The sequence below is a fragment of the uncultured Photobacterium sp. genome (assembly GCF_947039875.1).
In the GTDB taxonomy this organism is placed as follows: Bacteria; Pseudomonadota; Gammaproteobacteria; order Enterobacterales; family Vibrionaceae; genus Photobacterium.
Genome location: NZ_CAMRAN010000032.1, coordinates 1 through 22,050, shown reverse-complemented (window position 1 = coordinate 22,050; position 22,050 = coordinate 1). Strand labels below are relative to the sequence as shown.

Sequence of the window (22,050 nt, the reverse complement as noted above, 5' to 3'; positions counted from 1 at the left end):
GCGTGATAGATAATTCAAAAATTAACCACGTCCACTGCGAATAGCTGCAATTATTTTAGAGGTTGAACAACCATCTTCAAAATTAAGCACTAACACTTGGCCTCCCGCCGCAATCACTTCTTTACCACCTGCAATTTGTTCAGGGGTGTAATCACCACCTTTAACTAAAATGCTCGGTAATACTTCACTGATTAATCGTTGTGGTGTCCCTTCAGTAAACGGTACCACCCAATCCACAGCTCCTAATCCAGCTAATACCGCCATACGACGATCTTCTGGATTCACTGGACGTCCAGGGCCTTTTAAGCCTTTAACGGAATCATCAGAGTTTACCGCTACAATAAGTCGATCACCCAATTTTGCCGCTTCTGTTAAATAGGCAACATGACCCGCATGCAAAATATCGAAACAACCGTTAGTCATAACAACAGTTTCACCACGTGCACGTGCCGCTTTCACCGCATCAACTAATGCTGATTCAGAAATAACTCCAAAACCGGTATCTTGACTACCATGAATTGCTTCGGTTAATTCAATCGTCGATAACGTTGATGTACCTAACTTCGCCACCACCACGCCCGCAGCCGCATTCGCAAGTTTGCATGAATCAGATAACGATTTACCTGCAGATAATGATGCCGCCAATACCGAAATTACCGTATCACCAGCACCCGTGACGTCATAAACTTCTTGCGCAAGGGTTGGCATGTGTAACGGCTCACACCCTTTTTCAAGTAAGGTCATGCCATGTTCAGAGCGAGTAACCAGTAAGGCTTCAAAATCAAATTGTTCGATCAGTGCCATGCCTTTTTCAACTAATTCTTGATCTGAATTTACACAACCAACAACGGCTTTAAATTCAGATAAATTAGGTGTCAGTAACGTCGCACCACGGTAGCGCTCAAAGTCAGTTCCTTTAGGATCAACTAACACAGGTAAGTTTGCCGCACGTGCTAATTGAATCATCGCTTGCACATGAACTAATGCACCTTTAGCGTAATCTGACAAGATCACAGCTTTGGTATTTGCCAGCGCTGACTGCATTCGTTCAAGAAGCGGGGCTGAATCGATATTTTGAAAACCTTCTTCAAAATCTAATCGAATCAACTGCTGGCCTCTACTCATCACACGTAATTTAGTGATAGTCGGATATTGAGCAAGCGCAACGAAATCACTACAAATATTTAATGAAGTTAATTTTTCCGTTAATGCTCGCGCTGCTTCATCTACGCCGGTTAAGCCGATCAATTTGGCATTGCCACCTAACGCAGCAATATTCATTGCTACGTTTGCCGCACCACCAGGGCGCTCTTCAATCTGATCAACCTTAACCACAGGCACTGGTGCTTCTGGTGAAATACGTTCCGTGGGACCCGTCCAGTAGCGATCTAACATTACATCGCCAACAATCAATACCTCTGCTTGGTTATAATCAGGCAGCGTCAGTTTCATTTCTTTCTCCGAGAATATGGCAACATCCAAATACTAACATAAACTAAAATCAAGGGGCATCGAGATCACAACTAAACCTGACAAGGTTCAAGCCATTGCTGCCACACCAGATCTACCACCTGTCGCATTCCAACAAATTGTTGCTGATCAACATAAGCAGGTAACCCTAATAAATTCAATCGGTGAATGGCATTACGCATATCACAATAAGCTTGCTGTAATTGAGCAACAGTGGCGCTATCAATAATGCCATAGTTAGCCATTGATTCAAAAATACGCACATTATCAGACCAACGTGTTAAAGCAGGTTGTTGATGAGCATAAGCTAACACTAAATATTGCGCTAAAAATTCAATATCGGTGATACCTCCTTGGTCTTGTTTAAGACCAAACATGCCCACTTTTTGCTTACCAAAATGTGCACGCATTTTATGACGCATAGTCACTACATCATTCGCTAACTGCACCGAATCACGAGCGGCAGTTAATACTTGTTGGCGAACATCACTAAATGCAGCTTGTAATTGTGCATCACCATACACCATTCGCGCGCGGACAAGAGCTTGATGCTCCCATGTCCATGCTTGTTGCTGCTGATACTCACCAAACGCATTGATAGTTGTGACTAATAACCCAGAAGCACCAGAAGGTCGTAAACGCATATCAACCTCATACAATACTCCCGATGCGGTTCTGGTTGAGAATAAGTGAATGATTCGCTGCGCTAAACGTAAATAAAACTGCCGTCCATCAATTTCTTTACTACCAGTGGTATAAACATTATCAGGGCAATCATGGACAAACACTAAATCAAGATCCGAGCCATACCCTAATTCCCAGCCACCAACTTTGCCATAACCAATCACAGCAAAGCCCTTGCTTTCACGCTCTAATAAATGGCTTGGTTCACCATATTTAGCCGCAATTTGTAACCATGCTTGATTAACCACCGCCGCAATAATTGCTTCGGCAAGATAGGTTAAGTGATCACTTACTTTCATTATAGGCAATGCACCTACAATATCCGCTGCCGCAATCCGTAATAATTGGGTCTGCTTAAACTGACGAATCGCCTCCATCTGTTGTTCCATATCCTCTTCAGGAATACGCGCCAGATACTCACGCAATTCATATTGATAACTGGTGAGTTTTGTTGGCTGATATAAATGCTGAGGGTCTAGCAATTCATCAAGTAACAGTGGATATAACGCCAACTGATCAGCCACCATTGGACTGGCAGCACATAATCGAATCAGTTGTTTGAGTGCAACAGGGTGTTCAGTTAATAATTCAAGATAAGTAGTACGCGTTGCAATACGAATAATTAATTTGGTTAATCGAGGTAATAACTGAGCAGCATCTTCTCGTAGTACCACTTGCGCTAAAATTTCAGGCATTAAGGTGGCTAATGCTTCACGTCCACGCGGACCTAAAGTTCGTTTCGATAATTCACGCTTAAAAGATGCCAAGTTTTGTGCTTGCACTGCTTGTTGTGGTGCATCAAGCTCAGCCAAAATAGTGAGTAATACATCTTCATTCGTCACCATCGCCCACATTTCATGGTATTGCGTCGCCACATCTTGCTGACTATCTTGCTCATCATGACCAATAATATTATCAAAAATAGCGTGGATAGCGGCCATATGCTGTTCTGTTTTTATCACTAAAGTAGCCCAATCAGGCAGTGCCATGGCACAGGCTAACCGTGCTTGATCAAGGGCTTTATCTGGCAATGTTTGGGTCTGCTTATCATCAATCGCTTGCAATAGATTTTCGAGGCGACGTAAATGGCAATACCCTACTGTTAAAGTATCGACATCAGCTGGCGGTAATAAAGCCAATTCCTTAATTGCAGCAAGGATTGGTAATAAGCCCCGTCCACGTAAACTTGGTTCACGTCCACCACGAATTAATTGAAAAGATTGTGCGATAAATTCAACTTCTCGAATGCCACCCGCCCCCAATTTAATATTATTGGTCAGGCCACGCCGACGCACTTCACTGCCAATCATTGCTTTCATACGGCGCAATGACTGAATGGCACTAAAATCAATGTAACGTCGAAACACAAACGGCCGTAGCATTTGGCGTAAACCTTGATATTGCGTAAAGCTTTCTTTACCCATTACCCGTGCTTTAATCATCGCATAACGTTCCCAATCACGGCCTTGTTCTTGGTAATAATCTTCTAATGCAGCGTAACTCATCACTAATGGCCCACTGTCGCCAAAAGGGCGTAACCGCATATCCACTCGATAACAAAAGCCATCAAAGGTGATGTGATCTAACACTTTAATCAACCGTTGTCCTAAACGGGTAAAAAACTGCGCATTAGCCAGACTACGACGGCCACCGATCGTTTCTCCGTTTTCAGGATAAGTGAAAATTAAATCAATATCCGACGAAAAATTAAGTTCCCCACCCCCTAATTTACCCATGCCTAAAATAAGCATTGGTTGTGGTTCACCTTGATCATTCATTGGTGTTCCCCATTCAGTACAGCACTGCTGATAAAGCCAATGATATGCTTCCATGATCAAGGCTTCTGCTAGTTGCGACAAACTCGCGAGGCTGTGCTGTAAAGGTGCACGATGACTAAAATCTTGCCACGCAATTAACGTCATATAACGACGTCTAAAATGACGTAAGCTACGCATTAAGCCCATTTCATCGGTTACTTGTGCGAGTTGCAGGCTTAATAACTGACGATAATCAATATCACCACAATGTTGATATTGGTCTGGTAGCCATGCTAAGAGGGTTGAATCTTGTACTAGGGAGGCACTAATAAAATCACTTAACCCCAACATGGTATACAATTCTTGCTTGGCTTCTCCTTGCCATAATGCCAATAGTTGCGGGTGCTTATCAGCTAATTTTTCCCACGCTAAGTCGGCTGCAGCAACGACATCGCTACAATGATCAATGAGTGGATAAGGTTGTGATTTTTCGGTCGCCATGCGCTGTCCCTTGAACAAGTAACTCGATAAAGAACTCTAATTTAGCATATAAAAACGCCCATCAACTGATGGGCGTTATAATTTTATTTTATTCAATATGACGCATTTTATTTACACTTTAAATATGTCTATTTTCGATTCTAAATCAATAGTTTGATGCTGCATATCAATTGATATTTGCGCCAACTCAGTCACTACACCAACCGATCCATCAACCAGTTCTCGTACATTTGTCAGATTAATATTCATTTCATCAGCCACCGCACTTTGCTGTTCAGCTGCGGCTGCAATATGAAAGTTCATATCATTAATACCTTGAATCTGCTCAACAATTTTATTTAACTCGCCACCAGCACTGGTAACGAGATCAACCCCTTCATCCGCTTCAATAACACTGCGTTCCATTAAACTCACCGCTTGTTGAGCACTTTGTTGTAATTGAGTGATCATATCTTGAATTTCAACCGTCGCTGTTTGAGTGCGTTGTGCAAGATTACGTACTTCATCAGCCACAACAGCGAACCCACGCCCAGCATCCCCTGCGCGTGCGGCTTCAATTGCTGCATTAAGTGCTAATAAGTTAGTTTGTTCTGAAATACTTTGAATGGTTACAATCACTGAACTTATTTTATCAACACGGGTTTCCACTTGATTAACGGCGGCGGCTGATTGAGTAATATCATTCGACAATTGATTAATCGTCATCATGGTACGACTCACAAATTGTTGCCCTGTTGCCGCTTGTTCTGAGGTATTTAAGGTCGCATTAGATGCATCACGAGCATGACCTGCCACGGTTTGTACTGTTGATGTCATTTCCGCCATTGCTGATGCTAATTGATCAATTTCAGCAAATTCTTCTTGAGATGATTCTTTGGTCTGCTCCATCATTAATGACATCATTTCTGCTGACTGTAATAGTGTCGTTGCAGCCAGCCGCTGAGCAATCAATCCCGCTTTAAGTTGACAACGGCTTTGTTCAAGCTCACAACTTAACTCACCAAATTCATCACGACACCTCATGGCTATCGGCTGTGACAAATCATTATTGGCGAATGCTTGAATACTTTGCTTTAAGCCACCGATTTGACGCAACATAATCCGCGATGCGAGTAATAACACCACCACAAAAATCACCACCATTAATGATGTTTGCCACACAATTTGTCCCAAATACTGTTGATAATAACCCGCAGCCAATGCATTTGTTTGGTAACTAATAACCGCTAACTGTAACGCAGGTAATTTAACTATATACCCATAGCCATCATTATCTTGTCGCGTAAATGGCTGATTATTTAGCTTCGTATCACGTAGCAACTGACTTAATGTCAGTCCTTCTTCCAATGGCTGGTTGATACTAATAACCTGATTTAATTTGGATTCCACCAATACATTATCATTTTTATATTCAACAACATATACACTATGCTTGCTCATTTCAGTGGATAATTGAGAGGGATTTAACGCTGACGATTGAGTGTTGGTAGCGGCTAAGCTTGTTAGCATCAACGCATTTGATTGGGCTAATTGCTGCACTTTGTTTTGTTGAGTCGCGATAACCGATTGATAGAATAATTCCGCATCCCACAATTGTTTACCAATTAATAACAACGTACTAAACATCATCAGTAAAATAAGTTTAGGGGTTAATTTAAGGTTGGTTAACCACTTTTCCCAAGGTTTAAACTCTAGCGTTGCCATTTACTTTCTCCGTATCGCTAACGTTTACACCCTTCACATTAAAAATGATGATGTTATTCGTAAGCCAGTAATGTCATCAATAAGCACCATTGCTCCACTCTTTCACTACTTATCGACATTTACGGGTAAATATTTAATCATCCCTTCGAAAGATACGTCAAAACATGATCTGTCCCACACGTTATACTCGTAGATACAACAACGCCCCGCATAAAGCGAGGCGTTAATATTTAACACAAACTCATTACATGTAACGTATTACAATTATGGCCAGTAAGGGGTTAGCTCAATACTGATCTGCCGAGTCTGACTCATGGCATGCAATAATGATTCTTCCTGACGTTGCAGCCACTTTTGCATTTGCGCTAAATCATCCCCTGTAAATAAAGGCAATAATTGGCGAATAGGCTCTAATCCACGTAAATCTTCTAAACCTTGTAATAAATCTAACCATGGCATTCTAAAACAAGTACGACGCTCTTCATCGTATAACCCAGCAAATGCAATGCCACTCATCAAATTACGTAATAAACGCGGTTTTTGATCAAGATAATCAATACGACTCAGTTCGCGTTCAGCGGGAAAAACATCAAGCAATTCAGACCATGAACGGGTCAGCATATTATCTGCAAATGCTTTCACTGATGCGGCTAGTTTGTCGCGTGATTTATCGTCAAGAAATGGCTGCCAACCACGACTTAAAATCCAGCGGCTTAAATCGAGTAATAACCCACAGTAACGCGCGGAGCGCATTAATTGGATCATATCGTCACTATCTGGGAGATCTTGATAACGTAGCTCTAATTGCTGCTGCAACTCTTTACGGGCATTTAGCTTACGTAATACATAGGCTTTATCATCAATCAGCGCTTGAATGCTATTGGCATCTTCTAACCACGTTAGCTCGCCTTCCAACCATTGTAATTCTTGGCGTAATAAGGCACTTGCACGACGTGGAATAATGCCACCAATGGTTGCAAAAGTTTGACGTAATAGGCTTAACGCTTGTGATATTTGTACCAGTGCTTGCGGCTCTTGGCGTTCCATATAAATCTGTTCATGGTACAGCCAGTGCTCTAACGCATGTTCAAGTGTATTAATGAACGCAGATTCAACCGAATCTTGAAGTGTAGTATTAACAAAAACTAATGGCTTGATAGGGTCGCCTTGATAATCAGCAGCAAGTCGATAGCCACGAGCAGCCTTGCTAAGATTACCTAATCGCATTCCACCATCAACGCATAATTCACGCGCTAAAGTGAATAAAGCGTCTGTCTGACCCGATTTAAGCTCTAGCTCTACTTCACAAATTGGCGAACGTTTATCATCAACACTCACTTCACCATGATCAAACGCTAATTCAATTTGGCTTCCATCTGGCATTGCCACTAACCATTGCTGGCGAGTAAAATCAGTGCTAAATAATGGCTGAATTTGCTGCTGAATAGCAACAACATCAAAGTCATGAGGCCAAGCATCTGTGGGATGAAGCGCTAAACTTGGTTCAGTACTATTAACTTCAATATTGTATTCAGGACGCTGATGTAATCCAGCAACAACACGGCCAGCCGTTTTTAACGTTTGTACAAACACATCATCAAAACGACGAATACGTAACCCAATATCATGCTGGCGCAATGCTTGATCGGGAGTGTCAAAATAAATATTACCCAGCTCTCGACGGCTCTGTTGCAGAATTTTAGCTGCGGAAATTTTATCCACCAGCTGAGTTGAAAATTCTGGTAAGACAAAAAACTTCAGTTCTATCTCGGTTTCCATAGTTATACCTATAAACGGTGGCAAACCAAGGATATTTGCTTATTCACTCAAGGGCAAGTGAGAAATATCAATAAAACCTTGATCTAAACTAGTTCCACTATACTCTTTAATACGTTAAAATGCGCGATTCAATGACCATCGCTCAAGATTTAGCCTTATTCGGGCGCTCTTTAGGTTGATCGGCTATGCCAGTAAATACAATAATGGGGCTCTTTGCAAAATCCCCAATCAAACCACTACAACGCCATGTTATTCGCGTAACTGAGTGTTGTGATCTGCTTATTCCGTTCTTCGAGGCATGTAATGCTGGAGATTGGGAAAAGGCGGCCGTTTTACGCGAACAGATATCGCAACTTGAAAAAGATGCGGATGTCCTCAAGCGTGAGATCCGTCTGAAGCTTCCTCGTGGTCTTTTCATGCCAGTAGATCGTACTGATATGTTAGGACTGTTAACCCAGCAGGATAAACTCGCTAACCTCTCTAAAGATATCGCTGGTCGAGTCTTAGGTCGTAAGCTACAAATGCCTGCTATCATGTACCCAGACTTCGTGGCATATATTCAACGTTGCTTAGACGCGGCTGATCAAGCTCGTCGTGTAATCAACGAATTGGATGAATTACTCGAAACTGGTTTCAAAGGCAGAGAAGTGACTCTTGTCGCCGAGATGATTAATCAGCTAGATGTTATCGAAGACGATACCGATGCAATGCAGATTACATTACGTCAACAATTAATGTCCATCGAAGACCAACACAGCCCGGTGGATGTCATGTTCCTGTACAAAATTCTCGAGTGGGTAGGCGCAATTGCTGATCAAGCACAGCGGGTCGGCTCACGTTTAGAAATTATGCTCTCGCGTTCTTAATAACGGGAATTTAACAAAACAAGGTTTTACAATGGAAATCCTGGCTAACTACGGCACTCTATTAATCGGAGTGGCAGCTTTTTTTGGTCTTTTGATGGCGATTGGTATTGGTGCAAATGATGTTGCCAATGCCATGGGTACTTCAGTTGGTTCAAAAGCACTTACAGTAAAACAAGCGATCATCATCGCGATGATTTTTGAATTTGCAGGTGCTTATCTTGCAGGTGGTGAAGTTACCGATACTATTCGTAAGGGTGTTATCGAAACTTCTCTATATGCAGCCCACCCTGAAACCCTAGTTTTTGGCATGATGTCAGCGCTTCTTGCTGCTGGTACATGGCTACTTGTCGCTTCTTTTATGGGCTGGCCTGTTTCAACAACACACTCAATTATCGGTGCTATCATCGGTTTTGCTTGCGTGTCTGTTGGCACCAATGCAGTGGATTGGCATTCAATCCAAGGTATTGTAGGTAGCTGGTTAATTACACCGTTTATTGCTGGTATATTTGCGTATCTGATATTCATCAGTGCTCAGAGATTAATCTTTGATACTGATAACCCGATGGCAAATGCAAAACGTTTCGTTCCTGTCTATATGTTTATCACAGCGATGGTCATTGCATTGGTAACAATTAAGAAAGGTCTGAAACATATAGGTTTGCATCTGACTACGGGTGAAGCTTGGATTGCTTCTATTGCTATTTCATTTATCGTTATGGTTGTAGGTTACTTCTACATTCAGCGTAAATATGCTGATGACGATCTAGTGGACAGCAATGGTTATGCCGGTGTTGAAAGTGTATTTAGCGTATTGATGGTTGTTACTGCATGTGCGATGGCATTTGCCCATGGTTCAAACGACGTAGCAAATGCGATTGGTCCTCTATCAGCGGTTGTTTCAACCATTGAAAGTTCAGGACAAATTGCAGCTCAAAGCCAAATCGCATGGTGGATCCTTCCACTAGGTGGTATTGGTATCGTCATCGGTCTAGCTACTCTTGGCCATAAAGTAATGGCTACCGTAGGTACAGGCATCACTGAGTTAACACCGAGCCGTGGCTTTGCTGCTCAGTTAGCAACAGCATCGACTGTTGTACTAGCATCAGGTACAGGTTTACCAATCTCAACCACACAAACACTTGTTGGTGCGGTATTGGGGGTTGGTTTTGCTCGCGGCATTGCCGCTCTTAACCTAGGTGTTGTTCGCAACATCGTTGCTTCGTGGATTGTAACATTACCAGCAGGTGCATTCCTTGCTGTCATTTTCTTCTACATTATACAAGCAATTTTTAGTTAAATAGTGGCCAAGTTCAAAGAGAGAGGTCTCACCCTCTCTCTTTTCTTGCTCCCTCCATTTAAAGCCTTTACTATCCTCGATCTCTAACCATTTCAGGTTCATCAAGGATTCGATAGTGAAACACTTCATAAGCTTTTTTTTGCTCTGTTTGACACTAATTAGCCCAATAGCTAATGCCGAAAAAACCCATTATATTTCTGATAACTTATTTACCTATTTATTAAAAGGCCCTGGCAGCCAATACCGTATCATCGGTAGCATTAATGCAGGCTCACCTGTTACGCTATTAAAAAAAGATAACGGTTATAGTCGTATTACAGATACTAAAGGCCGTACTGGCTGGGTTGAATCTAAATTCATTTCAACAAATATTGCATTGCAAGAACGTCTACCCGCACTTGAAGCTGAATTAACCACAGTTAAAGCCAGGCTAGCAGAAGCATTGACGACTAATGACGACAAAAATAGTGATTTAAATAGCGCCCTAGCTCAACGTAATAGCCAGATTAATAAATTAGAAACACGTAATGAGCAATTACAAAATGAGTTAACCATTGCTCAAGATGAAGTCCGTAGTTTACGAGCCAAAATTGATACTCAAAAAGATGACTTATTAATGAAATGGTTCACTTACGGTGGCATCGTTGCTGGGATTGGTTTGCTACTAGGATTAATACTACCCCATATTACCCCTCGTCGTCGCAAGCGTACTAATGGCTGGGCATAATCGTTTCTAAATAACAGATAATAATATTATAAATACAGCAGATACCAATAAAAAAAGGCAGCGAACTCGCTGCCTTTTTTAATTTTTATTTCGCATAAATTACCATTCAGATAACGCTGGCATACTAATTTCATAACCATCAAATGTGAGAATAACGTCTCGTGATTCAATTTTAACTAGCTTAACGCCAGGAGCAATCATATCCCCTTGATGACGTTCATTACCATTGACTTTAACCCAACGTTTAGCTGGTGTAGAAGAGTAAATATGCTGATTAAAATTCATCTTAGGCAACTTTCGCTGCACCGTAGCCGGTAATAAACCAATTGGAGTCACTTTACTTTTAGAAGCCTTAGTTACCTTTGAGTGGTGCTTAATCGCATTACGGTCAGCTTTACTACGATCAACCTCGCTATCTTGATAATGTTCCCCAGTCGTTGCCACAATGGCTGATTTCAGCTTTGCCGCGATATCCGGTGATAACCCTGATAAATCAAGGTTATCGAGCTTGTAAGGATCATCTTTAGTGGATGTCACTTTAGCGACATGTTGAACAGTATCTATCTGTAGATCATCACTAGGACCAAGATCTCGCTCTTGCTCATGCGGCTCAGTCTTATAAGTCTCAACGTTTGAAGATAATTGATAAGCAGGGGAAGCTACATATAGACCATCACTGATTGGTAACGGCTCTGTCACGATATCTGGATACGCCATGAAAATTATATCAGCATTTACTGCAGCAGACTCTGTGTCTAACGCTTGTTGCTTCGGTGCTTGTAACACTGATGATGGTAACGCTACGGTTGCTAATGAAGATTGATGCGTTGTTGTTACTGTTACAGCGTCAGCATGTTGCTGATAGACCTTATATGCCACAATCGAAGCTGCGGGTAATAATGCAATAATAATCGGCATCACCCACTTCACTCGAGATTGCTGAGCTTTAACTGCCCGCATTGGATGGACAATTTTCACCGTCTCCTCATCAGCATGACCAACACTTGATTGGCTAGCATTATTTTTATCTGATTGTTTTAATGCCGTTAATAACTGAGACATTAGACTTGCTCCGGTTGTAACGTAGGCCCAGGAAGATTAAGTGCGGAATCAAGGATCATTAGCGTCATCGGACCTGCAATACCATCAGCGGTAATATCTTGCGCCCGTTGAAAACGACGTAATTTATCAAGTATCGTTTGATCAAAATAGCTGACTTGCGGGCCATCATCACCTAAGAAAGTATTTAACTGTTGATTTAACCATGCGACTCGCGCTCCACTTTGACCAAACCGAATCGTGGTTTTATTACCAAGTGGTGGACGCCATAACAAGCTAAAGTGACCATTCCAACGCGCCTCAAACCATGCAGGGGTTACTGAAATGCGTTGTTTATCTAATAATAACTCAATTCGATCATTTGTAATCGCATACACAACCGCATAAAAAGGTTGTTGTTGACCATCTTTTAGCGTCACGATCACTGGTCGATTAATTAACCCTAAACGTGTTAAAGAGGTTGAACCAGAAAAACATGTCAATGCAATACGAGAACTCGTCGCACATGTTGCTTGATTCAATGCGGTATCAAAGCCCCATAATTGATACAGACTTTGCATCGCATTACGTTGGTTACGACTATCATTAATAGCGGTCTCTAATCGAGTTTCAGTACTGACTACTGCCGTTTTTAACGGTACCATATCTGTTGCTGTCGCTTGCGAAGAAGACACAGCAGCCAAAGATTGTGTAATAGTATGAGTTTGAGGCCAATATTGCCACGCCACTGTCGCCATCACGCCACACAGTGCCGCTGCTATTGTCCATGGCAGCCATGCTAAGCTTAAGCGTGACGAAGTGACTGACGGTACTTGCCAACTCAATATATCTTCACAGGCTTGAACCGCCATTGCTTTGGTCACACTGTGAGTACCACCCTGACAGGCCAACTGCATCGATTTATCGCACACTAAATTAATTAACCGTGGCACTCCCTGAGTTTGTTTAGCGATATAACTGACAATATTGGCATTAAATACCGAATATAAGCAATCAACCGCATTAAGACGGTAACGAATATATTCACTGACTTCAATTTCAGTCAATGGCAGCAAGTGGTAACGAGAAGTGATCCGCTGTGCTAATTGACGTAACCGCTCTTGTTGCAATAGCTGCTGTAATTCTGGCTGGCCAATCAAGACAACTTTTAATAATTTGCGGCTATCGGTTTCTAAATTGGTCAATAATCGCAATTGTTCTAGCACATCAGGCATCAAATGTTGGGCTTCATCGACTAACAATAATGTCTGCCGGCCTGCAGCATGGTTAGCAATAAGATGCTGATAAATAATATCGGTTAATTGCTTAAAGCTGGCTTCATCGCGATAGGATAACCCTAATTCATCACAAATAGTGGCCAGTAAATCATGCGATGATAAAGCGGGATTGAGGATCACTGCCACTTGCGCTTGTTGCGGTAATCGTGAAATCATCGCTCGCAGTACCGTTGTTTTTCCTGTTCCCACTTCCCCAGTTAATAAGCCAAAACCACCACCATCGGTGAGTCCTGACAACATATGCGTTAACGCTTCTCGATGGCGCTCACTGAGATAGAGAAAACGGGCGCTTGGCACAATTGAAAATGGTGCTTCATTTATGCCAAAAAAATCTTGGTACATATCTATACTCTAATACTTAAAATTATTTAGGAATAAATTATCAATAACATCATCAATAACATAAAAATACTTAGTACTGACAAACTCTCATTGCTGAGCGATATTTGCTATCATGATGACATCAACAAACTAGTGTATATTGGTTAAAAAAATAATACCGATTAACATTATCATGCTGTGATAATGGTGACTTTTTCATTGTGACTTACAACTATTAGCCCTGCGTGGTATTAAGGAGTCTTCATTGCAAACCTATCTTGTCGGTGGTGCTGTTCGCGACACTTTATTAGGCTTACCTATAACAGATCAAGACTGGGTTGTTGTTGGCACCACGCCAACGGCCATGCTTGAATTAGGTTATGAGCAAATTGGCAGTGATTTTCCGGTTTTTCTTCATCCTCAAACCAAACAAGAATATGCCCTTGCACGCACCGAGCGAAAGTCAGGCCATGGTTACACTGGCTTTAGCTGTTATGCCGCAGCCGATGTTACCCTTGAACAAGATCTATTACGACGTGATTTAACCATCAATGCTATTGCCCAAGATCAACAGGGACAACTCATCGACCCTTACCATGGTCAACATGATCTCAAAAATAAGATCTTACGTCACGTTTCACCTGCATTTAGTGAAGATCCACTACGAATATTACGCGTCGCTCGTTTTGCCGCCCGCTTTGCTCACTTAGGCTTTACCATTGCCGCTGAAACCATGGCATTAATGCAAGAAATTGTCGTCAGCGGTGAATTAGCAAATTTAACTCCAGAGCGAGTATGGCTTGAATGGCACAAATCACTTTCAAGCAATGATCCACAGATCTTTTTAAGCGTATTACGTCAATGTGGTGCTTTGGCAGTAATTATGCCAGAAATCGATGCGCTATTTGGCGTACCACAACCAGAAAAATGGCATCCTGAAATAGATTGTGGCATTCACACCTTGCTGGTAGCAAAGCAAGCCGCTTTACTTAGTGATAATACAACTATTCGTTTTGTAGCCCAAGTACACGATCTTGGAAAAGCACTCTCTCCTAAAGAGGATTTACCTCACCATAAAACCCATTGTCGAGATGGTATCAAACCAATTAAACAGTTATGTCAGCGCATCAAAGTACCGAATGATTATCGGGATTTAGCCTTATTGGTTTGTGCCCAGCATACCAAAATTCATCATGCTCAAGAAATGCGAGCCAGTACTTTTATTTCAATATTTGATCAAATAGATGCGTGGAGAAAACCCCAGCGCGTTGAACAACTAGCACTATGCTGTCGAGCTGATGCTCGTGGCCGCCAAGGTTTAGAAGAGACCGCTTATCCACAAGCTGATATTACCATCGCCGCTTTTGATATTGCTCAAGCAGTACCCGTTGCCCCGATTGTTGCCGCGGGGTTCACTGGCGCTGAAATCAAACAACAATTAGCGCAAGCCCGCACATATGCGGTTGATGAATATTTACAACGAACCAGACGCTAGCATTTGAACGATAAAAAAGCCGACATGATGTCGGCTTTTTTATAAATCTTTATTTACAATCACTTAGATAATAAAAACAGGAATAAACCAGCACCTAAGATTAAACGATAAATAACAAACGGCGTCATACCTAAACGTGTCACTAATTTTAAAAACACATGAATACATGCATACGCACTAATAAACGAGACAGCAATACCAATACTTAGATTACTGATATCAATCGGCTCAGTGCCTGTTGCTAGCTTAAGACCTAAATACCCACCAGCAAGTAGAATAATAGGAATCGACATTAAGAATGAGAATCGTGCCGCTGCTTCACGTGTAAAACCAAGGTATAAAGCGGCTGTCATGGTTGCACCAGAGCGAGACGTACCAGGAATGATAGCGGCAGCTTGAGCTAAACCAATTAAGATCGCACTTTTCCATGTGGTTTGGTATTCATTGTCAGTCTGCTTAGCATGTTTATCAACCCACCATAACAGCAAGCCAAAAATAATCGTTGTACAAGCAATAACCCACGCAGAACGCAAATACATCTCAATGAAGTCTTTCATCAACAAGCCAAAAATACAGGCTGGAATAGTTGAAATAACAATCATCCACGCTAATTTAGATTCAGCATTATGTTGACGTTTAAAAATTGAGGCTAGCCATGCGCCAAGTAGCGTAACAACTTCTTTACGAAAATAAATCATTACCGCTAATAATGTTCCCACATGCACTGCAACATCAAATGCCAACCCTTGATCTGACCAGCCCAAGATTTCTGACGGTAAAATAAGATGGGCTGAACTCGATACAGGCAAAAACTCTGTTAATCCCTGTAACAGGGCAAGCATAATTGCTTCAAAGTGACTCATTCATTATCCTTAATTTAGATTATATATATTACTACAAGCAATGACTTACATAATATCATTCAACAGGCCACAATGACTGTTGAGAAGAAAAATTTTGCCATAACTCCGCAATCGTCTGTTGCTGTCCAGGAATAACTAATTCAGGACATAACTCACTCATAGGCCAAAGCACAAAAGCAAATTTATACAGATCAGATCTGGGTATTATTGGTGAGCACTCACAGATAACATCACCATAAAGTAAAATATCGAGATCAATGGTACGACTTTGATTTTTTTTGGTATTTTCAGGTCGTCCGAATTGACGTTCAATCTCTTTTAGTGACTGCTGCAGAGTCGCTAATGACAATGACGTTTTTATTTCAATGACACTATTAAAGAAATTATCACCATTAAAACCAACAGGTTCTGCTTCAAAAATACGTGACATACGCCATGAACTCGCCAACCGTGCCACCGCCTCAACGCCTGCGGGTAAATAATGTTCGCGATCAATATTGCTGCCAATGCTGATATAAGCGGTGATCACTACTTAATGCCTCGTTCAATTTGAACCCCAACTCCAGCTGCATTAGCAATGGCGCTCGGTTTGGTCACCCGCACTTTAATCCATGGCACTGTAAAGCGCGCCATAATCAAAGTAGCAATATCTTCTGCAACGCGTTCAACTAACAAAAAACGCCCTTGGGTAATATGTTCAGTAACCGCAGCACTAACCATTGAGTAATCTAACGCTAAATTAACATCATCAGCTATGGCTGCAGGACGATTATCGTGAGCCATCTCTAAATCTACTACTAATTTTTGCTTAATTTTTTGTTCCCAGTCATACACTCCAATAGTGGCGATAACTTCAAGTTGTTCTATAAATACCGTGTCCATATTTAATCGCTAATTTTGATAGAGGTCGGATACCTAATACACACAAAAGCGCGTATTATCAGGCTATGTAAGTTAGCAAGAACACTCGCTAACAGGTCAACAACACATTGAATGCTGACCATAATTATGACTATATCACAGCCATAAACACGCTGATATTTATCAGTACCAATATTGATCAAGATAAGATCCAGCTAACATTTAACGACCGTAAATAGTGCCACTTATCTTTCAAATAACCGGAATATTGCATGACACCATTAGCGTTACTGATGATCATTGCGGCTTATCTATTAGGATCTATTTCCAGTGCAGTATTAATTTCAAAACTGTACCACTTTCCCGATCCTCGTACCCATGGCTCACTTAATCCGGGCGCAACCAATGTCCTTCGCCTTGGAGGTAAAACAGCTGCCATATTAGTGTTAGTTGCTGATATTTTAAAAGGCATGATCCCTGTTTGGGTAAGCTACTTTTTAGGCTTAAATCCTTTCCTATTAGGCATCATAGGTATCGCAGCTTGCCTTGGCCATATCTACCCCATCTTCTTCCATTTTCAAGGCGGTAAAGGGGTCGCGACCGCACTTGGTGCATTAGCCCCTATCGGCTGGGATCTCAGTGGTGGTTTAATTATTATTTGGATATCAGCACTTACATTAACCGGTTATTCATCTCTCGCATCGTTAATTACCGCCCTTGTTGCACCACTGATGACATGGATGGTCAAACCTGAATACACCATGCCCGTCGCGATGCTGTCTTGCTTAATTATCTTTCGCCATCAAGATAATATTCGTCGTTTACTCGACGGTGACGAAACAAAAATATGGCAGAAATTTTCCCGAAAAAGTAACGAAAAGCAATAAATACACAGAAAAAACACAAAAAAGCGAGAACATATGTTCTCGCTTTTTTTTGAATTAATGCATATTTATTGTTAAGCAACCGGCTTCAGTTGGTCGATAGGCCAACGTGGATAAACCTTAACACCAAGATCCATCAATTCATTATTCTTTAGACGTTGCATACCAGCATAAGCAATCATCGCGCCATTATCGGTACAAAATTCAGTACGTGGATAAAACACTTGGCCATGCATGCCTTTCATCAAGGTTTCAAGCTGTTGACGTAATGATTTGTTTGCACTCACACCTCCAGCAATCACTAGGCGCTTATAACCCGTTTGCTTTAATGCACGCTTACATTTTATCGCTAACGTATCAACAACAGCGTCTTGGAACGCATACGCAATATCAGCACGTGTTTGTGGATCATCATCATTGCCACGAATCGTATTCGCTGCAAATGTCTTTAATCCTGAAAAACTAAAATCAAGACCTGGACGATCTGTCATTGGCCGTGGAAACTTAAATCGTCCTGGTGTACCTTGTTCAGCCATTTTAGACAGTAACGGACCACCGGGGTAATCAAGCCCCATCATCTTCGCTGTTTTATCAAAAGCTTCACCCGCCGCGTCATCGACTGACTCACCAAGAATTTTATAATCACCAATACCACGCACATCTACCATCATGGTGTGTCCGCCAGAAACCAGTAATGCCACAAAAGGAAATTCAGGTGGATTATCTTCCAACATCGGAGCCAATAAATGACCTTCCATATGGTGTACGGCAACCGCAGGTAAATCCCATGCGTACGCCAAACTACGACCAATTGTTGCGCCCACTAGTAGCGCGCCAACAAGGCCAGGACCGGCAGTATATGCAACACCGTCAAGATCGTCTGGCGTTAAGCCCGCAGCCGCCAAGGTTGCCGTAATTAAGGGAATGGTTTTTTTAACATGATCACGTGACGCTAGCTCAGGAACAACACCACCGTAATCAGCATGTAACTTTACTTGACTGTAAAGTTCATGTGCCAATAAACCTTTTTCATCATCAAAAATTGCGATACCTGTTTCATCACAGGAGGTCTCAATGCCCAATATACGCATAACAGCCTCTATACTATTCTGGGACCTAATCTAAAAAATCAGCCTAGTTTCAACAACAACCGATAATTGATACAGGTTTATAAGGGAGTAATTGGATGCCATGTTACCGCTGTTAACACAAATTAACCAGTTCATAGGCGTAGAATGCTTTACAAATACCCCCAAATCAGATTAGAATTTCGCACCATTTTAATCATCTGACACTTTGAACGTCAGTATTAAACCGAATCACTCTGAGGTGAGTATTACATGCCAGTAATCAAAGTACGTGAAAACGAACCGTTTGACGTAGCACTACGTCGTTTCAAGCGCTCTTGCGAAAAAGCAGGTATCCTTTCTGAAGTTCGTCGTCGTGAGCACTTCGAAAAGCCAACAACTGTACGTAAGCGTGCTAAAGCAGCGGCAGTTAAGCGTCACCTGAAGAAATTGGCTCGCGAAAACGCGCGTCGCGTTCGTCTGTACTAATCGTTAGATTATTAAACAGAAGGATCGCGTAATGACTCTTATTGAACGTCTTAAAGGCGAACAAATAGCGGCGATGAAGGCGAAGAATAAACCTCGTCTTGGTGCTATCCGTTTGGTTCTTGCTGCAATTAAACAACGCGAAGTTGACGAAAAGATCACTCTTTCCGATGACGACGTATTGGTAGTTTTGACCAAAATGGTGAAGCAACGTCGTGACTCTGTAGCGCAGTATGAAGCTGCAGGCCGTCAAGATCTTGCTGATATTGAACATGCTGAAATCAGTGTCTTAGCAGAATTTATGCCTCAACCATTAAGTGAAGATGAAATCTCTGCTTTGATGGATGAAGCTATTGCTGCAACAGGCGCTGTCAACATGCAAGATATGGGTAAGGTTATGGGCGTACTGAAACCGCAAATTCAGGGTCGTGCCGATATGGGGATTGTTAGCAAACTGGTGAAAATCAAGTTAGGCTAATCACTCCTCTTATTCTGCAACAAGCCGTGCTATTCTTTTTGAATGCACGGCTTGTTTGTATCTGATAATCCCATTTTTAACGGTCTAACCGTTACACTCTTTTTGTTTACTCTAGGTTGTTTGCTTTGTTATGGCAGGAAAAATACCGCGTTCATTTATTGATGATTTAATCTCTCGACACGACATTGTCGATGTCATTGACGCGCGTGTAAAACTCAAAAAACAAGGTAAGAATTTTGGTGCCTGTTGTCCTTTCCATAACGAAAAAACACCCTCTTTTTCGGTAAGTCAGGAAAAACAGTTCTATCATTGTTTTGGGTGCGGTGTTCATGGCAACGTACTTGATTTCGTGATGGAGTATGATCGGTTAGAGTTTGTCGATGCTATTGAAGAGCTTGCCTCACAACTAGGTTTAGAAGTACCACGAGAAAACGATGGTACCAATGCACCTCGTGGCCCTAAAGCGGCAGACAAACGAAATTACTATGAACTCATGGGCCAAGTGTCACAGTTTTATCAATCACAATTACGGGCGCAAGATACTCAAATTGCGGTTGATTATCTCAAGGGACGTGGTTTATCGGGTGATATTGTAAAAAAATTCAATATCGGTTTTATTCCCGATCAATGGGACATGGTTCGCACTCGCTTTGGGCGTGATAATGAATCGCAAAAAGCACTTGTTAATACCGGAATGCTGATCGAAAATGATCAAGGTCGTCGTTATGACCGCTTTCGTGGACGAGTGATGTTTCCGATCCATGATCGTCGAGGACGTGTAATTGGCTTTGGGGGGCGAGTATTAGGTGATGGCACCCCAAAATACCTTAACTCCCCTGAAACCGATATTTTTCATAAAGGCCGAGAGCTTTATGGACTATATGAAGTATTACAAACCCACCGTGAACCTGAAAAAATCATGGTGGTTGAAGGGTATATGGATGTGGTAGCTTTAGCCCAATTTGGGGTTGATTATGCGGTCGCTTCTTTGGGAACCGCAACCACAGGCGATCATATTCAAAGCCTGTTCCGTCAAACCAGCACTGTAGTGTGTTGTTACGATGGCGATCGTGCTGGACGAGAAGCTGCATGGCGTGCGATGGAACAAGCATTGCCTTACCTAACCGATGGTCGTCAATTAAAGTTCATGTTCTTACCCGATGGCGAAGATCCAGATTCATGTATTCGCACCGAAGGTAAAACCCAATTTGAACAGCGCATTGATGCAGCTACATCGCTATCAGAATTTTTGTTTAATAGCTTAATGCTTCAAATTGATACCAGTAGCCGTGAAGGTAAAGCGAAACTCACCACACTCGCTGTTCCCTTAATTGATAAAGTACCAGGTGGCACTCTGCGACTATACTTGCGGGAGTTACTGGGTAAAAAACTCGGCTTACCTGATGAAGCACAATTACAACAACTATTATCAAAGCATGGTCAAATCACTAAACCGGTAGGCCAAGTACAAATTAAGCGTACACCGATGCGAGAAGTTATCGCATTATTGATTCAGCACCCACACTTTGTGCAACAACTTGAATTTGATATGGACGCATTTGCTGTTATTGAGCTCGCAGGATTAAATTTATTGCTATCTATAGTTGATAAATGCCGAAACAATCCCAATATTAGCACTGGACAGCTTTTAGAATATTGGCGTGGCACCAAGAATGAAGCCATGATGGCACGGCTTGCCGCGTGGGAGCTACCGTTGTCAAATGATGAAGACAACAGCCTCGATGTATTTTTAGACGCAATGGATAAAATTATTATTCAATGTGTTAATCAACAAATTGAACAGTTGCAGACTAAATCAAGAACTGTCGGCTTATCAGTCGAAGAAAAGCAGGAATTACAATCCTTATTATTGGATCGTCCTGCCTAATAAGTAGTCAACAATTAAGAAATTTGTTATAATGACTGGTTTGCAACTCTGCATACTAAATTATCACTCAGACCCGAAGTTGGATACCGTCTATGGAGCAAAATCCGCAGTCACAGCTAAAGTTACTTGTTGCTAAAGGCAAGGAACAAGGCTATCTGACCTACGCCGAAGTAAATGACCACCTACCAGAAGATATTGTTGATTCTGATCAGGTTGAAGACATTATTCAAATGATTAATGACATGGGTATCAAGGTAGTTGAAACTGCCCCTGATGCCGATGAACTCATGATGACTGAAGATAATGCCGACGAAGACGCCATTGAAGCAGCGGCGCAAGCATTATCAAGCGTAGAAAGCGAGATCGGTCGCACAACAGACCCAGTACGTATGTATATGCGTGAAATGGGCACGGTTGAACTTCTTACTCGCGAAGGCGAAATTGATATCGCAAAACGCATTGAAGATGGTATAAACCAAGTTCAATGCTCTGTTGCTGAATACCCTTCAGCAATCGCTCATTTACTTGAGCAGTTTGACAAAGTTGAAGCCGATGAACTTCGTCTAACTGATATCATTTCAGGCTT

Annotated in this window: 19 protein-coding genes; 9 read left to right on the top strand and 10 right to left on the bottom strand. The window is 41.9% G+C overall.

Going from position 1 to position 22,050, the window contains the following annotated elements; genetic code table 11:
* Positions 1-21 precede the first annotated feature (21 nt).
* The 4 genes from hldE to Q0V26_RS12040 all read right to left on the bottom strand — a co-directional run bounded on the left by hldE (position 22) and on the right by Q0V26_RS12040 (position 7,895).
* Positions 22-1,452, bottom strand: coding sequence for a bifunctional D-glycero-beta-D-manno-heptose-7-phosphate kinase/D-glycero-beta-D-manno-heptose 1-phosphate adenylyltransferase HldE (hldE, locus tag Q0V26_RS12055; protein WP_297481900.1), 1,431 nt, complete (start codon positions 1,450-1,452; stop codon positions 22-24).
* A 71-nt stretch (positions 1,453-1,523) separates the two neighbouring features.
* Positions 1,524-4,412, bottom strand: a complete 2,889-nt coding sequence (gene glnE, locus Q0V26_RS12050; RefSeq protein WP_297481899.1) for a bifunctional [glutamate--ammonia ligase]-adenylyl-L-tyrosine phosphorylase/[glutamate--ammonia-ligase] adenylyltransferase — start codon at positions 4,410-4,412, stop codon at positions 1,524-1,526.
* A gap of 111 nt (positions 4,413-4,523) precedes the next feature.
* Positions 4,524-6,116 carry a methyl-accepting chemotaxis protein gene (locus tag Q0V26_RS12045; RefSeq protein WP_297481898.1) on the bottom strand — a complete coding sequence of 531 codons (1,593 nt, stop codon included), beginning with the start codon at positions 6,114-6,116 and terminating at the stop codon, positions 4,524-4,526.
* 264 nt (positions 6,117-6,380) lie between these two features.
* The gene (locus Q0V26_RS12040; protein ID WP_297481897.1) at positions 6,381-7,895 is read right to left on the bottom strand and encodes an inorganic triphosphatase; all 1,515 of its coding nucleotides are present in this window, start codon (positions 7,893-7,895) and stop codon (positions 6,381-6,383) included.
* 185 nt (positions 7,896-8,080) lie between these two features.
* Here Q0V26_RS12040 and Q0V26_RS12035 point away from each other — a divergent pair, with 185 nt between their 5' ends.
* The 3 genes from Q0V26_RS12035 (at position 8,081) to Q0V26_RS12025 (ending at position 10,785) form a co-directional block, all read left to right on the top strand.
* Positions 8,081-8,761: a TIGR00153 family protein gene (locus Q0V26_RS12035; protein ID WP_297481896.1), complete on the top strand. Its 681-nt coding sequence runs from the start codon at positions 8,081-8,083 to the stop codon at positions 8,759-8,761.
* 31 nt (positions 8,762-8,792) lie between these two features.
* On the top strand, positions 8,793-10,058 hold the full coding sequence (locus tag Q0V26_RS12030) for an inorganic phosphate transporter (protein ID WP_297481895.1): 1,266 nt from the start codon (positions 8,793-8,795) through the stop codon (positions 10,056-10,058).
* Positions 10,059-10,173: 115 nt separating this feature from the next.
* Entirely contained in the window at positions 10,174-10,785 is a 612-nt protein-coding gene (locus Q0V26_RS12025; RefSeq protein WP_297481894.1) for a TIGR04211 family SH3 domain-containing protein, read from the top strand.
* 99 nt (positions 10,786-10,884) lie between these two features.
* On the opposite strand, the gene Q0V26_RS12020 is transcribed toward Q0V26_RS12025, so the two are convergent.
* Positions 10,885-11,847: a general secretion pathway protein GspB gene (locus Q0V26_RS12020; protein WP_297481893.1), complete on the bottom strand. Its 963-nt coding sequence runs from the start codon at positions 11,845-11,847 to the stop codon at positions 10,885-10,887.
* On the bottom strand, positions 11,847-13,463 hold the full coding sequence (locus tag Q0V26_RS12015) for an AAA family ATPase (RefSeq protein WP_297481892.1): 1,617 nt from the start codon (positions 13,461-13,463) through the stop codon (positions 11,847-11,849). The genes Q0V26_RS12020 and Q0V26_RS12015 overlap by 1 nt, the downstream gene beginning before the upstream one ends.
* A 244-nt stretch (positions 13,464-13,707) precedes the next feature.
* Here Q0V26_RS12015 and Q0V26_RS12010 point away from each other — a divergent pair, with 244 nt between their 5' ends.
* Positions 13,708-14,937 (top strand): multifunctional CCA addition/repair protein, encoded by a 1,230-nt coding sequence (locus Q0V26_RS12010; RefSeq protein WP_297481891.1) that lies wholly within the window; start codon positions 13,708-13,710, stop codon positions 14,935-14,937.
* A gap of 59 nt (positions 14,938-14,996) precedes the next feature.
* On the opposite strand, the gene Q0V26_RS12005 is transcribed toward Q0V26_RS12010, so the two are convergent.
* From Q0V26_RS12005 to folB, 3 genes are read right to left on the bottom strand one after another with little or no spacing between them, the layout of a single operon-like run.
* Positions 14,997-15,800 (bottom strand): undecaprenyl-diphosphate phosphatase, encoded by an 804-nt coding sequence (locus Q0V26_RS12005; RefSeq protein WP_297481890.1) that lies wholly within the window; start codon positions 15,798-15,800, stop codon positions 14,997-14,999.
* Positions 15,801-15,855: 55 nt separating this feature from the next.
* Positions 15,856-16,329, bottom strand: coding sequence for a 2-amino-4-hydroxy-6-hydroxymethyldihydropteridine diphosphokinase (gene folK / locus Q0V26_RS12000; RefSeq protein ID WP_297481889.1), 474 nt, complete (start codon positions 16,327-16,329; stop codon positions 15,856-15,858).
* Positions 16,329-16,682 carry a dihydroneopterin aldolase gene (gene folB / locus Q0V26_RS11995; protein ID WP_297481888.1) on the bottom strand — a complete coding sequence of 118 codons (354 nt, stop codon included), beginning with the start codon at positions 16,680-16,682 and terminating at the stop codon, positions 16,329-16,331. The genes folK and folB overlap by 1 nt, the downstream gene beginning before the upstream one ends.
* Before the next feature lie 251 nt (positions 16,683-16,933).
* Between folB and plsY the strand changes: the two genes are divergently transcribed.
* Positions 16,934-17,548 carry a glycerol-3-phosphate 1-O-acyltransferase PlsY gene (plsY, locus tag Q0V26_RS11990; protein WP_297481887.1) on the top strand — a complete coding sequence of 205 codons (615 nt, stop codon included), beginning with the start codon at positions 16,934-16,936 and terminating at the stop codon, positions 17,546-17,548.
* 71 nt (positions 17,549-17,619) lie between these two features.
* Here plsY and tsaD read toward each other — a convergent pair whose 3' ends face one another.
* Positions 17,620-18,636, bottom strand: coding sequence for a tRNA (adenosine(37)-N6)-threonylcarbamoyltransferase complex transferase subunit TsaD (gene tsaD / locus Q0V26_RS11985; RefSeq protein ID WP_080158581.1), 1,017 nt, complete (start codon positions 18,634-18,636; stop codon positions 17,620-17,622).
* Positions 18,637-18,885: 249 nt separating this feature from the next.
* Between tsaD and rpsU the strand changes: the two genes are divergently transcribed.
* The 4 genes from rpsU to Q0V26_RS11965 form a co-directional block, all read left to right on the top strand.
* Entirely contained in the window at positions 18,886-19,101 is a 216-nt protein-coding gene (gene rpsU / locus Q0V26_RS11980) for a 30S ribosomal protein S21 (protein WP_005301411.1), read from the top strand.
* A 31-nt stretch (positions 19,102-19,132) separates the two neighbouring features.
* Positions 19,133-19,576, top strand: a complete 444-nt coding sequence (locus Q0V26_RS11975) for a GatB/YqeY domain-containing protein (RefSeq protein WP_297481886.1) — start codon at positions 19,133-19,135, stop codon at positions 19,574-19,576.
* Positions 19,577-19,706: 130 nt separating this feature from the next.
* Positions 19,707-21,464 carry a DNA primase gene (gene dnaG, locus Q0V26_RS11970; RefSeq protein WP_297481885.1) on the top strand — a complete coding sequence of 586 codons (1,758 nt, stop codon included), beginning with the start codon at positions 19,707-19,709 and terminating at the stop codon, positions 21,462-21,464.
* 92 nt (positions 21,465-21,556) lie between these two features.
* Positions 21,557-22,050, top strand: a 494-nt coding sequence (locus Q0V26_RS11965) for an RNA polymerase sigma factor region1.1 domain-containing protein (protein ID WP_297481884.1), incomplete at its 3' end; no start/stop codon positions are given.